16 protein-coding genes are annotated in these 15,490 nt (G+C 42.4%); 15 read left to right on the forward strand and 1 reads right to left on the reverse strand.

Annotated features, from left to right (window positions below; translation table 11 throughout):
• Positions 1-39 precede the first annotated feature (39 nt).
• From ACFPFU_RS21240 to ACFPFU_RS21285, 10 genes are all read left to right on the forward strand, one after another.
• Positions 40-951 carry a 1,4-dihydroxy-2-naphthoate polyprenyltransferase gene (locus ACFPFU_RS21240; protein WP_377067902.1) on the forward strand — a complete coding sequence of 304 codons (912 nt, stop codon included), beginning with the start codon at positions 40-42 and terminating at the stop codon, positions 949-951.
• Positions 952-1,031: 80 nt separating this feature from the next.
• Entirely contained in the window at positions 1,032-1,886 is an 855-nt protein-coding gene (locus tag ACFPFU_RS21245) for a universal stress protein (RefSeq protein ID WP_377067904.1), read from the forward strand.
• Between the two features lies 1 nt (position 1,887).
• Positions 1,888-2,244, forward strand: coding sequence for a translation initiation factor (locus tag ACFPFU_RS21250; protein WP_377067906.1), 357 nt, complete (start codon positions 1,888-1,890; stop codon positions 2,242-2,244).
• A gap of 506 nt (positions 2,245-2,750) precedes the next feature.
• The gene (locus ACFPFU_RS21255; protein WP_377067998.1) at positions 2,751-3,989 is read left to right on the forward strand and encodes a glutamyl-tRNA reductase; all 1,239 of its coding nucleotides are present in this window, start codon (positions 2,751-2,753) and stop codon (positions 3,987-3,989) included.
• A gap of 265 nt (positions 3,990-4,254) precedes the next feature.
• Complete coding sequence (gene hisG / locus ACFPFU_RS21260) at positions 4,255-5,115, forward strand: ATP phosphoribosyltransferase (RefSeq protein WP_377067908.1); 861 nt, start codon at positions 4,255-4,257, stop codon at positions 5,113-5,115.
• A gap of 28 nt (positions 5,116-5,143) precedes the next feature.
• Positions 5,144-6,433, forward strand: a complete 1,290-nt coding sequence (gene hisD / locus ACFPFU_RS21265) for a histidinol dehydrogenase (protein ID WP_377067910.1) — start codon at positions 5,144-5,146, stop codon at positions 6,431-6,433.
• Entirely contained in the window at positions 6,430-7,494 is a 1,065-nt protein-coding gene (hisC, locus tag ACFPFU_RS21270; RefSeq protein WP_377067912.1) for a histidinol-phosphate transaminase, read from the forward strand. Before hisD ends, hisC begins: the two co-directional genes overlap by 4 nt.
• A gap of 30 nt (positions 7,495-7,524) precedes the next feature.
• Positions 7,525-8,622 carry a bifunctional histidinol-phosphatase/imidazoleglycerol-phosphate dehydratase HisB gene (gene hisB / locus ACFPFU_RS21275; RefSeq protein WP_377067914.1) on the forward strand — a complete coding sequence of 366 codons (1,098 nt, stop codon included), beginning with the start codon at positions 7,525-7,527 and terminating at the stop codon, positions 8,620-8,622.
• Positions 8,623-8,731: 109 nt separating this feature from the next.
• Complete coding sequence (locus ACFPFU_RS21280; protein WP_377067916.1) at positions 8,732-9,526, forward strand: tetratricopeptide repeat protein; 795 nt, start codon at positions 8,732-8,734, stop codon at positions 9,524-9,526.
• A 366-nt stretch (positions 9,527-9,892) separates the two neighbouring features.
• A complete protein-coding gene (locus ACFPFU_RS21285; protein WP_377067918.1) occupies positions 9,893-10,636 on the forward strand; it encodes a polyprenol monophosphomannose synthase in 744 nt (247 codons plus the stop codon).
• Here ACFPFU_RS21285 and ACFPFU_RS21290 read toward each other — a convergent pair.
• A complete protein-coding gene (locus tag ACFPFU_RS21290; RefSeq protein WP_377067920.1) occupies positions 10,623-11,843 on the reverse strand; it encodes an ABC transporter permease in 1,221 nt (406 codons plus the stop codon). The genes ACFPFU_RS21285 and ACFPFU_RS21290 overlap by 14 nt on opposite strands.
• Positions 11,844-11,881: 38 nt before the next feature.
• Here ACFPFU_RS21290 and ACFPFU_RS21295 point away from each other — a divergent pair, with 38 nt between their 5' ends.
• The 5 genes from ACFPFU_RS21295 (at position 11,882) to ACFPFU_RS21315 (ending at position 15,475) form a co-directional block, all read left to right on the forward strand.
• On the forward strand, positions 11,882-13,090 hold the full coding sequence (locus tag ACFPFU_RS21295) for an exo-beta-N-acetylmuramidase NamZ family protein (RefSeq protein ID WP_377067922.1): 1,209 nt from the start codon (positions 11,882-11,884) through the stop codon (positions 13,088-13,090).
• A 2-nt stretch (positions 13,091-13,092) separates the two neighbouring features.
• Complete coding sequence (fmt, locus tag ACFPFU_RS21300; RefSeq protein WP_377067924.1) at positions 13,093-14,016, forward strand: methionyl-tRNA formyltransferase; 924 nt, start codon at positions 13,093-13,095, stop codon at positions 14,014-14,016.
• An 86-nt stretch (positions 14,017-14,102) separates the two neighbouring features.
• A complete protein-coding gene (locus ACFPFU_RS21305) occupies positions 14,103-14,618 on the forward strand; it encodes an RNA polymerase sigma factor (protein ID WP_377067926.1) in 516 nt (171 codons plus the stop codon).
• Positions 14,619-14,652: 34 nt separating this feature from the next.
• Positions 14,653-15,021, forward strand: coding sequence for a hypothetical protein (locus ACFPFU_RS21310; RefSeq protein WP_377067928.1), 369 nt, complete (start codon positions 14,653-14,655; stop codon positions 15,019-15,021).
• 1 nt (position 15,022) lies between these two features.
• Positions 15,023-15,475, forward strand: a complete 453-nt coding sequence (locus ACFPFU_RS21315; RefSeq protein WP_377067930.1) for a Spy/CpxP family protein refolding chaperone — start codon at positions 15,023-15,025, stop codon at positions 15,473-15,475.
• Positions 15,476-15,490: the final 15 nt, after the last annotated feature.

Below are 15,490 nucleotides of genomic sequence, written 5' to 3' on the forward strand. Positions count from 1 at the left end.
CCTGCTTGCAAGTCAAACTCATATTCAATACATTTTAATTTGGATTTTCCGATCAATAACAAATACCAGGCCTGGATACATGCTCTCCGCCTCAGAACCCTCCCGTTAGCCCTTTCCAGTATTTTAATGGGAAGTTTTATTGCCGTTAAACATGGCGCATTCAGACCGGAAGTTTTTCTATTGGCTGCTTTAACCACCATTCTGCTTCAAATCCTATCCAATCTTGCCAATGATTATGGAGACACTGCCCATGGTGCTGACCACGAAGGGAGAAAGGGACCAGTCAGATCGGTCCAATCTGGCTGGATCTCGAAAAAAGAGATGAAAACGGCAATCATTGTCTTTAGCATCCTGTCATTTATCAGTGGTATATTGCTGCTCTATCTGGCCTTACAGGGTCTCATGGTTTTTTTGCTGTTTCTTTTGCTGGGAATATTGGCCATCATCGCTGCCATCACGTACACATCAGGCTCCCGGCCTTATGGATATGTAGGCCTGGGGGACTTTTCCGTATTTCTGTTTTTTGGAATCATAGGCGTATCCGGCACCTATTTCCTGCACACACTTGCCTTCTCCCCCTCTACCCTATTGCCGGCGATATCGGTTGGTTGTTTCAGCACAGCCGTATTGAATATCAACAACATAAGGGATATTGAATCTGATCAATTGGCTGGTAAAAAATCCATACCGGTGAGAATAGGTAGAAAAAAGGCGATCACATACAATTGGATCCTTATCGTCACGGGAAACGTATGCATTCTTTTGTTTATTCTATTTGAAAAAGCCGTTGGGGGACTATTCATGTTAATGGTATTGCCTTTGATGATAAAAGTGGGGCAAGGAGTTGATTCATCTGCAGATCCGGTAGCATTAGATCCCTATTTAAAAAAAATGGCGATATCTACCCTTTTATGGGTTCTGACCTTTGGATTGGGGTGGATTCTGGTATAACATTTGCCCCATCCATTCCAATTTTGAACGGATTTTTGTAGCTTAACAGCCCAAAGCTTTAACAACTTTATTCTACAAACATGAAAAGCATCCTAGTACCTTATGATTTTTCAGAAGAAGCGGAAAACGCTTTCAAATTTGCCCAGGAACTCGCCACAAAAGCAGGTTGCAAGCTTAAGCTGGTACATATTATTGAAATACCTGCCACGCAGCATTTTAATACGATGGGAGAGGTAAATCTGGAAGAAGATTATATAGACAAAATCTATATGGTGGAACTGATCAACAAAAGAAAAGCGCAGGTGAAAAAGCTGGAGGCAAATCACCAGAATAAACCTTACCAGTTCAGCACAAGGCTTGCTTTTGGCAATCCTTACGCGGGAATCTCCAAAGAAATCTCCGAAATAAAGGCTGACGTGGTAATTATGGGCTCCAAAGGTTCAAGCGGATTGGAAGAATTGCTGATCGGATCAAACACCGAAAAAGTAGTCCGCCACACCAAATGTCCGGTGATTACCGTGAAACAACAGGTTAAAGTGGAAGATATCAAAACGATAGTATTTGCCAGTGATTTCAGTGAGGACAGCAAAAGGGTGATAAAACATCTTAAAGACCTGCAAAATCTATTGGGTGCAGAACTTCGCCTGGTAAAGATCAATACACCCAACTCTTTTGAAAACACCAAGACTTCGAATAAGAGAATACGGGAATTCATAAAATCCAACAATATAGAAAACGTGCGGATAGATATCTACAACAGCAGTTCAGAGGAAGAGGGAATCATTGAGTTTGCAGATGATTGTGATGCGGATATGATCGCGATGGCTACCCATGGCAGAACCGGGTTTATGCATTTGCTGAGTGGAAGTATCGCTGAAGACGTGGTCAATAGTGCCAAAAGACCCGTCTGGACGATGCGGTTTAAGGAAGAGTAATATGGGAAGAAAAAAAGACAACAGCTGGAAAAACAGAAAAGGAGTGGTCTATTCCACCTCAGATGATTATAATTATTCCGGTCATACGGATGAGGAACCGTCGACCTTGCCTCCGTCGCAACAAAACCTCAAAGTGTTTTTAGATAAAAAATCCCGGGGAGGAAAACAGGTTACTTTGATCAACGGTTTTGTGGGCAGCTCAGATGATCTCAAAGCTTTGGGAAAAATTTTGAAAACCAAATGCGGAGTAGGAGGAAATGTAAAGGACGGGGAAATCCTCATACAGGGAGACCATCGGGACAAGATCCTGGAATTTCTGGTAAATTCAGGTTATAAAACTAGAAAATCAGGTGGTTGATTTTTTAGCTTTATATTTCCCGTTTTCGCCGGAATCTTTTTCTTTGGATATTGCAATTTTCATTTGGACTGTTCAATGGTCTTATTCGCCTTCGTTTTTATCCGGTTTACCGAAAAAATCATAATCCAACTTTCAAATAGTCTATCTTTAATTGATAAATAAATGAAAAAAATTAAGGTTTATTATTTTTTTTGGTTTTTTTAATCAATGATCTCCTGGTGGGAACCGGGATTTTTCCGGGATTCAAGAGACGGGAAAGAAGGGATTAAAAAGGCGGCCCTAACGGGCCGCCATTAAACCTCAAAAAATTGAACCACAAACTAAACCAAAACCTAATACATTCTCCAATTCAATTTTTAAGGTTTCTGTTTATATATATATACGATAAACTGGAAATCATGGATTAATTAAAATTTCCAATCGCCCGGATCCTGTATCAGATTGTAAACCCAGGAGATAAAACATAACGAAAACCAATAGGACACTAAAGGAATAAGGATATGCTAATGTTCAGATTGTTGAGCTTTTCAAATAAAACCGCTAATTTTAATGAGAACGGTTTTTTTATGACTGACGAAGAAGCAAGGATTTTTCTAAGTTTTTTGAAGAAAACAGGGGAAATAGCTGAAGCCTTGGTCCTTTCCGTACCGGAACAAACGGCGATCCTGTATCTTGCGGATGAGGACAAAACCCAAATGATTTTTTCCGTGCTGAAAAATTCAAAAGAAGAACTTGTATGGCCAGAGCCAGGTTTTTTTCAGCATGAGCTTGATGAGGAAAAAGCCATTGTACAGATTACGGAACTCTGCTTCGGATTGAATTCTCTACTGTACGGCTCTGTGCAGCTGTTTCAACAATTCAAAAAAGCTTACCATTTGTCATGCAGAGAGAAGATGGCGGGAGAATTTTTATACCGTTTCATGCAGATTCTGATGGAAACCGAGAAACAGATACAAAACAATACCAATTATAGAAAAAGTACAATATCAGTGTCCTATACCGTAGTAGACATGATCATGGAACTGGTAAAAAAAATCAACTTACCGAAAATAGCTCTGGTCGGCGATGGCCCCATGTGCAGAAGGCTGGTTACAAGTTTGAAGGAAAAGGGCTATTCGGACATTACGATAGTTGAAGCCTCCCATCTTCCCGCATCAAACGACGAGGAGAAAGATCAGCCCGGCTATACGAAAGTTCCCCTGTCTGAGATGGACAACATTGTGAACTTAAATGATATTGTCGTTATTACTACTGAAATTTCGGAAGATCTGATAAAACCGGATTATTTTTCCCCATCCATTTCCTCTCTTAAGATACTGATAGATCTTTCTGTTAAAGGTAATGTGAGTCAGGAAGTGGATGACCTGCTTTATGTAATCAGGTTTGATATGAATGACATACATCAGATCATAGAAGACAAAATCGAAATCAATAAAAAATGTCTTCGTGATGTAAAATCCATCATCCGGAATCACCTGGATAGCTATTTCATTTGGATGGGGGAAAAAAGGAAGAAGAATCCCTTGAGGGATCTGATGAAAATTTTTAGCTCAAATAAAATCGCACGCGAAGCCATAAACGACGATATATTGCAGGAAAACACGATTTTTCAATGCGGTGCCCTGTGTTCGGATAAAATCCAACAGCTTCTAAGAAAATCGATTAGAAAAATCCAATTGACGACTGAAAACAAAGAAAATTTAACTTATAAAAACGCTGTAAACAGGCTCTTTTATCACAACTGATTTTTATTGCTTTCCTAAGCAATTAAAAAGGCCCATTTTTTTGCATGTCAAGAATACCTCGTTAAATTTGCAACAAGGTTATGAAATTTATTGACTTAGATATTGATCCTTTCAATTTTTTCCTTTCAGTGTATGCCACTGAGCAACGCTATTTCCATCATTCCTCTTAAGAGGAGCAATATTTACATACCACCCCGAAAAAGACGGAATTTCATCCGTATTTTAGCCAAACCAAGTTTAAAACCATATTTATCAGATATATTTCATGGAAAACATTATTCGTATTGCTGTGCAAAAAAGTGGCAGACTCAGTGATGATTCACTTGGACTGATCAAAGAATGCGGCATAAAATTTTATAACGGTACCGGCAAATTAAAGTCCATTTCCACCAACTTTCCTATTGAATTTCTTTTTTTAAGGGATGATGATATCCCCGGGTACGTGGCAGACGGCGTGGCAGACCTGGGAATCGTTGGTGAAAATGAACTGGTTGAAAAAGACAAAAAAGTAGAAGTGCTTAAAAAGCTGGGCTTTTCGAAGTGCCGTCTCTCTTTGGCCATTCCAAAAAGTGAGAAGTATGAGGGTATCCGGTACTTTGAAGGGAAGAATATTGCCACATCCTATCCGAAAATATTAGGCGATTACCTGAAAGAGAAAGGCATTTACGCGGATATCCATGAGATCAGTGGATCTGTAGAAATTGCACCTAGTATAGGGCTTGCCGAAGGGATATGCGATATAGTAAGTTCCGGTTCCACATTGATGATGAATGGTCTTAAAGAAGTGGAAGAGATTTTCCGTTCAGAGGCTGTCCTGATCAGCAACCCCAACATGGTTGTTACCAAACAAAAAATAGTAGAGAAACTGCTTTTTAGAATTGACGCGGTACAAAAGGGGAAAAGCAATAAATATGTCTTGTTGAATGCACCCAATGAGTCTCTTGACAAGATCATTTCATTGATTCCGGGCATGAAAAGCCCCACCATTCTTCCGCTGGCTGAGAAAGGCTGGTCATCGGTGCATTCCGTAATCAGTGAAGAACAATTTTGGGAAAACATAGAAGGATTAAGGGAAGCAGGCGCTCAGGGCATATTGGTCGTACCCATAGAAAAAATGGTCATATAGATTCTCCCACCGGATAAACTTGTTAAAGATGAAAGTCCTTGTCAATCCCAATAAAAACACCTGGAAAAAAGAACTGGAAAGGCCCGTTCAAAAAATGAAGGAGATCGAAAAGATCGTGAAGCCTATCATGAGAAAAGTCAAGCGACAAGGTGATAAGGCTTTGAAAAAGTTTGCCCTGGAATATGATCATGTGGAAATCGACCATTTGCTGGTGAGCAGGGATGAAATCCGGATGGCTTGTCAGGAGGTTTCCCAAGAACTGAAAGATGCCCTGCTCCAGGCGAAAGAGAATATCGAAAAATTTCATCAATTACAGGAAACCCCTTTCCTTATAACTGAAATCATGGAAGGGGTTACCTGTATGAGAAAAAGCGTCCCCATTCAAAAAGTGGGACTGTATGTACCGGGTGGCACTGCTCCGTTATTTTCAACAGTATTGATGCTGGGTATTCCTGCCAATATAGCCGGATGTGAGGAAATAGTGCTGTGTTCACCACCGAATGCGGAAGGAAAAATCCACCCCGCCATCCTGTATGCCGCAGATTTGGTAGGCATAAACCGGATTGTAAAATCAGGTGGGGCACAGGCCATCGCCGCCATGGCTTACGGTACGCAATCTGTCCCGAAAGTGGATAAGATTTTCGGACCGGGTAACCAATATGTGACGGCGGCAAAACAACTGGCCACCAAAAAAGGCGTGGCCATTGACATGCCCGCGGGCCCCTCCGAAGTATTGGTGTACGCTGACCAAAGTGCCGTTCCCGAGTTTGTAGCCGCAGACTTGCTTTCACAGGCTGAGCATGGAGTGGACAGCCAGGTGGTACTAGTTTGCAATAACCAAAAACTTTGCAAAAAAATACTGAAAGCTATCGAAGCGCAGCTAGAAACCCTGCCCAGGCAAAAAATCGCCAAAAAAGCCTTGGAAAACAGTGTAGCCGTGGTGATGGAAGAACAGGAAAAAGCCATCCACCTTATCAATGAATACGCCCCGGAGCATTTGATCATTTCCGTAGAAAATGAAGAGGAGGTTGTGGATAGCATCTTCAATGCGGGTTCGGTCTTCATTGGCAATTTTACCCCCGAATCGGCAGGCGATTATGCATCAGGAACCAACCATACCCTGCCTACCAATGGTTATGCAAAAAATTACAGCGGCGTTTCCCTTGACAGTTTTCTAAAGAAGATCACTTACCAAAAAATCACAGCCGAAGGGTTAAAAAAACTCGGGCCGGCAATAGAAATTATGGCTGAAAACGAACATTTAGCGGCCCATAAGCAAGCGGTATCTATTAGATTGGAATACATTTCAAAGCAATGAAAACTGGATCATTTGATATAAATAAGCTTCTCCGCCCACACATAAGGCAACTTAAACCTTATTCGTCTGCCAGAGACGAATATTCGGGTACTGAAGGCATCTTCCTGGACGCCAACGAAAACCCACTTGGCTCGATTACGGAGGAAAATTTCAACAGGTATCCCGATCCCTATCAGTGGGCGTTAAAATCCAGGATTTCGGAAATCAAGGGCGTGGCCCCGGAACGGATTTTTTTGGGTAACGGAAGTGATGAAGCCATAGATCTTCTTTACAGGGCCTTTTGCATACCCGGCAGGGACAACGTCCTCCTCCTCCCTCCCACTTACGGTATGTATGAAGTCAGTGCAAACATCAATGATGTGGCTGTAAAAAAAATCAACCTAACCACTGACTTTCAGATAGATATAGCCAATGTTTTAAAGGCGATAGATGAGAACACCAAAGTGATCTTCATTTGTTCTCCTAATAACCCCTCAGGCAACAAATTTCATCGGAAAGATATTTATGCCATTTTGAAAGCTTTTCAAGGAATTGTGGTTGTGGATGAGGCTTACATTGATTTTAGTGATGAACCAAGCTTTACTGAAGACCTTGACCAGTATCCAAATTTGTTGGTTTTGCAGACTTTTTCAAAGGCCTGGGGGCTGGCATCATTGCGTTTGGGAATGGCATTCGCGTCAGCTGAAATCATCAGGATTTTCAGCAAAATCAAACCACCTTACAATATCAGCGGATTGACGCAAGACACTGTACTCCAGTCGTTAAAGGATACGAAAAAAATGGAAAACATGGTCGGGGAAATTCTTCGTGAAAGAGACTATCTGGAAAGCCAGTTACAATTGCTTCCTGAAGTTCAAAATATTCACCCCAGCCATGCCAATTTTCTTTTGGTAAAGATCGAGGATGCGAGAAAAACCTACGAAACCCTTGTTGCAAATAAAATAATTGTCCGCGACCGTTCGAACGTGACCCTTTGTGAGGAATGCTTGCGGATCACCGTAGGAACCCGGGAGGAAAATGATAAACTGATAGAAACGTTAAAAATGATAAGTACGGGTTGAGAAGTCAACCGTCATAAAAGCTTTAAAAAGATGAAAAAAGTCTTGTTTATAGACCGGGATGGTACCATCATAAAGGAACCACCGACGGATTTTCAGGTTGACAGTCTGGAGAAGCTGGAATTTATACCCAAAGCCATATCCAACCTGCGAAAAATAGCGGAAGAGACAGACTATGAACTGGTGATGGTAACCAACCAGGATGGATTAGGGACATCTTCTTTTCCAGAGGAGACCTTTTGGCCGGCACAGTATAAGATGCTCAAAACACTTGAGCAAGAAGGGGTCATCTTCAGCGCCATCCATATAGACAGGAGCTTCGACCACGAGAATGCCCCTACCAGAAAACCCAGAACAGGTATGCTGACTACCTATTTGCAAGGGGATTATGATCTGGCAAATTCGTATGTCATCGGCGACCGGCAAACAGATATCCAATTGGCCCAAAATCTTGGCGCAAAAGCGATATACTTGGGTGAAGGCAGCGCGGAAGGAGCTGAGTTGACGACACTTTCCTGGGACAATATCTATAATTTTCTGAAACTCCCGGCCAGAAAATCCGAAGTCCAAAGAAACACCTCGGAAACCCAAATCCACATTAAACTCAATCTGGACGGAAATGGGAAAAGCAACATTCAAACAGGTCTGGCCTTTTTTGATCATATGCTGGACCAATTGGCAAAGCATGGGGGGGTTGATCTTGACATTAATGTAACAGGAGATTTGCACATAGACGAGCATCACACCATCGAGGATACAGGACTGGCGTTGGGGGAAGCCTATCTCAAAGCACTTGGAGATAAAAAAGGCATCTACCGCTATGGTTTTTTACTTCCTATGGATGACTGCCTGGCGCAGGTGGCCATAGATTTTGGCGGCAGGCCTTGGCTTGTCTGGGATGCCACATTCCAACGGGAAAAAATCGGTGAAATGCCTACTGAAATGTTCCACCATTTCTTTAAATCATTCAGCGATACTGCAAAATGCAATCTCAATATCAAAGCGGAGGGAAAAAACGAACACCATAAAATAGAAGCCATTTTCAAAGGACTCGCCAGGGCCATAAAAATGGCTGTAAGCAGAGATCCAAAATCCCTGGACCAGTTACCCAGTACCAAAGGCGTATTGTAAAATAACTTATCAACGCAATAAATAAAAATAATTGGCTTTCTGTTTTGCAAATAAACTGTTATTTATTAATATTAACTAAAATATTAATAACGTATAACGGTAGGTTAATATGAAGCGGGTAATCTTTTTACACATAGCGGTACTATTGTTGGCAGGTGCCTGCATAGGCAACTTCAAAACAGGAGAATTCTATTACCAAAATGAGCAATATGAAAAGGCCATCGCAGAGTTTGACAAAGTGCTTTTTGTCAGCATTACAGATATAAAATCCATGCATTTAAGGGCGCGTTCGTATGAGGAACTGGAAGAATACGACAAAGCCCTCGACGACTACAAGAAAATTCTCAACCTGGACCCAAGGTATGCACAGGCTTACGCAGGCATGGGAAAAATTGCCTGGAAGCTGGATGACATGAAGACAGCCGAGAAGTATCTTTTACTGGCTGCCATGCATGATCCTAAAGATTATGATATACTCCTGCTGCTTTCACGCACAATGATAAAAAACCGCCGGTTCAAAAGTGCTGAGGAATTTTTGGAGGTTGCCCTTGAACTTCGTCCCGAAGAACCGATGCCCCATTACTACCTAGGTATTGCCAGAGGTTATTCCGGAGATGTCCTTGGCGTAGTCACCTCTTTTAACAAATATATTGAATACGAACCGGACAATATCAATGCCCATTATAACAGGGGATTTGCTTTGATGCGGCTGGGTTACAAAACATGGGCTGTCGAAGATTTTGATGTGGTGCTACGGAAAAACCCCAATCACTATGAAGCATTGGCAAGAAGGGCGCTGTGCTTGATAGATAAAAATCCTGGAAAAGCATGCCTGGACCTTCAAACCGCGGCCAAAAATGGAAACCGCCTGGCCCGGGCCAATTTGGGAAAATGCGGGAGCTGATAGGGTCCGAATAGCTTCATTAAGCGGAACTTGTTCCGGATACCCGGTTTTGTCTTTCACTGTAATTTCAGTTCCGGTTTTCCCGGTATTCCGGATCAACAATATCTTTTAATCCGGGTTTCTAACCATAGAAGATTTTAAACAGTAGCAAAACCTCGCGGAGCGGATGAAATTATTGTCGTGAGTTTTTCCGGGGAACCAAGTAAAAAGCCGTGACAAAATCCCAACGGAATTGAAAATCATATGCAGTAAGGTCAATCGCACGCACATTTTTAATATTCCGATGTCAGAGCAATGCACCGACAATATTTTCGTTTGAATTAAACTTGATATTATCTTTTTAATTCTATTTTTGTTTTTTGAATTATGGAAGACCGGAAACTTGTCATTATACCCACATACAATGAATTGGAAAATATCTCCGATATTATCCATGCCGTCGTGGAATTGGACGGCGGTTTTGATGTGCTGATCATAGATGACCAGTCTCCGGATGGCACGGCGAATGTGGTTAAAAAGCTGCAAAAGTGCTTTCCCGAAAGGCTGCACCTGCTGGAACGGCAAGGCAAGCAAGGATTAGGCACCGCTTATATCGAAGGATTCGAATATGCGCTTCAAAACGGCTATCATTATATTTTTGAAATGGACGCTGATTTTTCGCACAATCCAAAGGACCTTTTGAGACTTTACGAAACCTGCTCCGAGCATGGCTACGACATGGTCATAGGCTCAAGATACATATCGGGTGTGAATGTGGTGAACTGGCCAATGGGACGTGTATTGATGTCTTTTTTTGCCAGCAAGTATGTACAGTTCGTTACGGGCATGCCGATCAAAGACACCACCGCCGGATTCGTATGCTACCATCACCGTGTACTGAGAGCAATTAACCTGGAGAAAATAAAATTTATAGGCTATGCCTTCCAAATAGAGATGAAGTTCACCGCCTGGAAATTGGGATTCGCGATCAAGGAAGTTCCCATTATATTTACAGACCGGACCAAAGGAACGTCCAAAATGTCAAAGCACATCTTCAAAGAAGCCATATTTGGGGTGATATACATGAAAATCAAAAGTCTCTTCAAAAAATACAAACCTAATCGAACCTGATTGCCTTAATCGGATTGACATTGCTGATGATCATTGCCGGAATAAACAGTACAGCGGTGGTGATGATCAGAATGAGGATATTGAGACCTAAAACCGCAGTCCAATCCCAATACACAGGAACAAAACTCATATAGTAATTTTCAGGGTCAAGGCGGATAAGCCGTGTTGAATCCTGTATCCACCCAAATCCCAGCCCGATAAGGTTTCCTAAAAACATGCCCCGGCCGATAATTCTCAGCCCATTCCAGATGAAGACCCTCCGGATCTGTTTGTTTTTTGCTCCCAAGGCCTTGAGGATGCCTATCATCTGAGTCCGTTCCATGATAAGTATGAACAATATGGAAACCATATTGAATGCTGCCACAAATAATATCAAGCCTAAAAACACATAAACATTGTTATTTAAGAGTTCCAGCCAGTCAAAAATCTGGATATATTTATCTGTGGATTTTACCAACCGCAGGTCATAGTCTGTCAAGTCATATAAATCATCGGCATAGCGGTCTATTTTTCGGGGATCCTGTATAAACACCTCAAACCCTCCCACTTTATCCAGGTCCCAGTCGTTCAGTACCCTTATGGTCTGTATATCCCCGATGATGACCTTTTCATCAAAATCCTCAAGGAAGGTTTCGTATAAACCCACAATTTCCAGCCTTCTGAACCTGGGAGGGTCCTGCACAAAATATATAGTGACCCTATCCCCCACATCCAGCAAAAGTTTTCTCGCAATTTTGGTACTGAGCAACACTTCATTGACAGCGCTTTCTCCATCATCAAACTGTATAAACCGGCCCTTGATCAAAGATGGCTCAAATGACCGCACGTCAAAATCCGGTCCCACTCCCTTCATGATCACCCCTTCCACCTCTTCATCCCCCTTCAACAGGCCCGGTTTATTGGCGTAGCCCTGCACATGCCGGATATAATCATGTTCCATGGAGTGTGTATAAAAAAAACTCTCTTTGCTTGTGGGGGAATCCTCCAGGGATTTGCTCATCACAAAACGGTGTACTTGGTAATGTCCCGTAAACGAAAAGACTTTTTCTGAGATCACCGACTGAAACCCTCCCAATATCAAAAAAGAAATGATCATTATGGACAATCCGAGGGCGATACTTGCCACAGCGATTCTGTGGATGGTTCCTGTAAATCCACCCGTTTTTTTAAAACTTATTCTTTTGGCTATGAAGTAGGAAAGGTTCAACGAACTTGCTTATTTTGTTATACTAAATGCAAATTAACATGAAGCACATAAAATTAATACTTATTGCTGCAATTTTGTTGGGCAGCTCCGGTTTTTGTAAAAGCAACTCCGAAAGGAATGAGAGAAAACCGGATGATCATGCTGTTAAGGCTCCCGTTCTGCCAGGCGCTGACAGAACGGACATTTATTTGCCTTTGCTTCAGGGGAAAAAAGTGGCCCTTGCCGTAAACCAGACCAGCGTGCTTACCCAAAAGAACAATCTTCACTTGGTGGATTTTCTTCTGGAGGAAGGTATAGCGGTAAAAAAAGTATTTGTTCCCGAACATGGATTCAGAGGTGATGCGGATGCAGGGGAACTGGTGAAAAATGAAATCGACACCAAAACCGGCCTTCCCTTGGTTTCGCTTTATGGCGATTCCAAAAAGCCTTCCAAAGAGGCCTTTTCCGATATTGATCTCATCATATTTGATATTCAGGATGTCGGTGTAAGGTTCTATACCTATATAAGTACCCTTCACTACCTGATGGAAGCCTGTGCGGAACAAGGAAAACCCATGCTGATCATGGACCGGCCCAACCCCAATTCGGATTATGTTGATGGCCCGGTTTTAAAAAAAGGATATGAGAGCTTTGTGGGAATGCACCCTATTCCCGTAGTCCACGGGCTTACCGTGGGTGAGCTCGCTCAAATGATAAACGGTGAAGGATGGTTAAAAAATCAAGTGCAGGCAGATATTGAAATCATAGAGATTGATAATTGGGATCATAGCATTCAATATAGCCTGCCCATCAAGCCATCCCCCAACCTGCCTAACGATATTTCCATCCGCCTATACCCTTCTCTCTGTTATTTTGAAGGGACGGACATCAGTCTCGGAAGAGGGACCACCTTTCCTTTCCAGGTATATGGTTATCCCGACCCGAAATTCGGGAGCTTCACCTTCACTCCCATCAGCATGGAAGGTATGTCCAAAAACCCTCCCCATAAGGATAAACGCTGTTATGGAAAAGACCTTAGGAAAGAGGCGTTAAATCATCGGCTTACTTTAGAACATCTGTTGGAAGCTTACCGGACAGCCGATAAAGGTGAAAAGTTCTTCAACAATTTCTTTGACAAGCTGGCCGGATCAGATCAGTTGCGCAAAGATATATTGGCGGGCAAGTCTGAAACAGCAATAAGAAATTCCTGGAGAAAAGATCTGGAAGAATATCTGGAAAAAAGAGATAAATATTTACTGTATCCCTAGTCATGAACAAGGATCTGCGTATTGTATACATGGGCACACCGGAATTCGCCGTGCCCCCGCTTGAGCTGTTGGTAAAAGAAGGCTGGCCGGTAGTGGCTGTGGTCACCGCCACGGATAAACCCCAGGGAAGGGGCCGGAAGATGCTTCCTTCACCTGTAAAATCATCTGCGGAAAAATTAGACATACCTGTGTTGCAACCTGCCAATTTAAAATCCCCTGCGTTCCAGGAAGAACTGAAAAGTTACCGGGCAGATCTCCAGGTGGTGGTTGCTTTCCGGATGCTGCCCGAGATTGTGTGGAGCATGCCTCCTAAAGGCACATTCAACCTCCATGCCTCCCTGCTCCCTGACTACAGAGGAGCAGCCCCTATCAACTGGGCGATAATCAACGGCGAAACCGAAACCGGCATCACGACTTTTTTCCTGCAACACGAAATTGATACCGGAAATATTATTTTTCAGGAAAAAGAACCCATCTACCCAGAGGACAATGTAGGCAGTTTATATGATAGATTAATGCACAAAGGGGCCAGACTCGTGTTAAAAACCGTTGAGGCGGTGGCTTCTGAAACGGTAAAGCCTCAAAAACAGGATGATTCCAAAGCCATACACCATGCGCCAAAAATATATAAGGAAACATGTAAAATTGATTGGTCAAAACCTGCTGAACATGTCCATAATCTGATAAGAGGACTATCTCCCTACCCGGTGGCGTGGACCACATTGAATGGTAAAACATGCAAAATCTATAGCTCTGCCGTTTTAACAGAAAATCTCCAGGACAAGAAAGCCGGAGAACACCAAACGGATAACAAAACCTACCTCAGTTTTCAAACGGGTGAAGGTCAGTTGTCTGTGCTCGAACTGCAGCTGGAAGGAAAAAAGAAAATGGATATAGAAAATTTTTTGAGAGGAAATCCCCTTTGAAAGAATCTTTTTGCGGTTAAACTTTAGCCACCTTCACCTGTCTAAATGAATGAATGATACCTTCCGTAGATATTAAACTTTTAGAAATGATAAAAAACCCCGATACTAGGGACAAAGGTTTTGGGTTTTTGGTGGAAAGCTATCAGAAGAGAATATATGGCATGGTGAGAAAAATGGTCATTATCCACGAAGATGCCGATGATATCGTCCAGAATACTTTCATCAAAGCCTATAAAAACATTCAGCGATTCAATGGAAAATCCACGCTCTTTACCTGGCTCTACCGGATAGCCGTCAACGAAAGCCTGAATTTCTTGGATAAGAAGAAAAAACGTTTTTTCTTTCCTATAGAAGATCATCAGGATGTGATGGCGAATTATCTGGATCATTCTCCCTATATTGATGGGGATCACATTCAGAAAAAACTCCAGAAGGCCATATTAAAGTTACCTGATAAGCAACGTCTCATATTTAACCTCAGGTATTATGAAGATCTCAGCTATGAAGAAATCAGTGAAATGACGGACACATCAGTCGGCGCTTTAAAGGCCGGGTATCATCACGCTGTAAAAAAAATAGAGGAATACTTGACAAACAAATAAACCTTTGCGCATTATAACTGTCTAACTATGTGGTATGAAAAATATTCCTAAAAAAAATATATTCACCGTTCCTGATGGATATTTCGAACAACTTCCTGAGAGGATCCGGCGGAAAAAGGAAAAAAAGACCCGGCAGGTATGGCTATCCGGTGCCGCTGCTGCAGTTCTGGTCCTTTTGGGTTTTATGATGTTTATCGTATCTCCAAACAGACAGGAAGATTCCGATTTACAGGCCAAGCTGCTTGAAGATGTTGAACTCTACATAAACTCCGGGGTCTGGAATGAGGAAGACGTTTTGTTATTGGCAGAGTTCCCAAATGATATCCTGGAGCAGATTATTGCTGAGGAATGGGATTATGGCGCATGGGAGGAAGAATACATGGACAATGAAATCTGGTACTGAAATGAAAAATTTCCTAATATTAATATTATTCATAGGCACGCTAATCCCGGCAATGGCACAGCGGGGGAAAAACGTGGACCGCGAAAAACTTGAAGCCGCGAGGGTGGCCTTTATCACCAACAGATTGTCGCTGAGTCCTGAGCAGGCCGAAAAATTCTGGCCGGTTTATAACCAACATCATGAGACCAGACGAAAGCTGATGCACCAGATGCACGACCTGGCACGCTCAGCAGCTGACAGTCTCACTGACAGTCAAGCACAGAATCTGATAAAACGACAATTTGAAATCAAAGAACAGCTGTTGGAAGAAGAGAAAAGACTGATGGATAAAGTTTCTTCGATGCTGACTCCCGTGCATGCCTATAAACTCACGGAAGCCAACCGGGAATTCACCCGTCAGCTTTATAGAATGCAACGAAGAGGAGGCCCGCCGCCTGCGGGAAGAAATGATTGATATTGATGAAAAACG

The organism is Negadavirga shengliensis (genome assembly GCF_042652345.1).
In the GTDB taxonomy this organism is placed as follows: domain Bacteria; phylum Bacteroidota; class Bacteroidia; order Cytophagales; family Cyclobacteriaceae; genus Negadavirga; species Negadavirga shengliensis.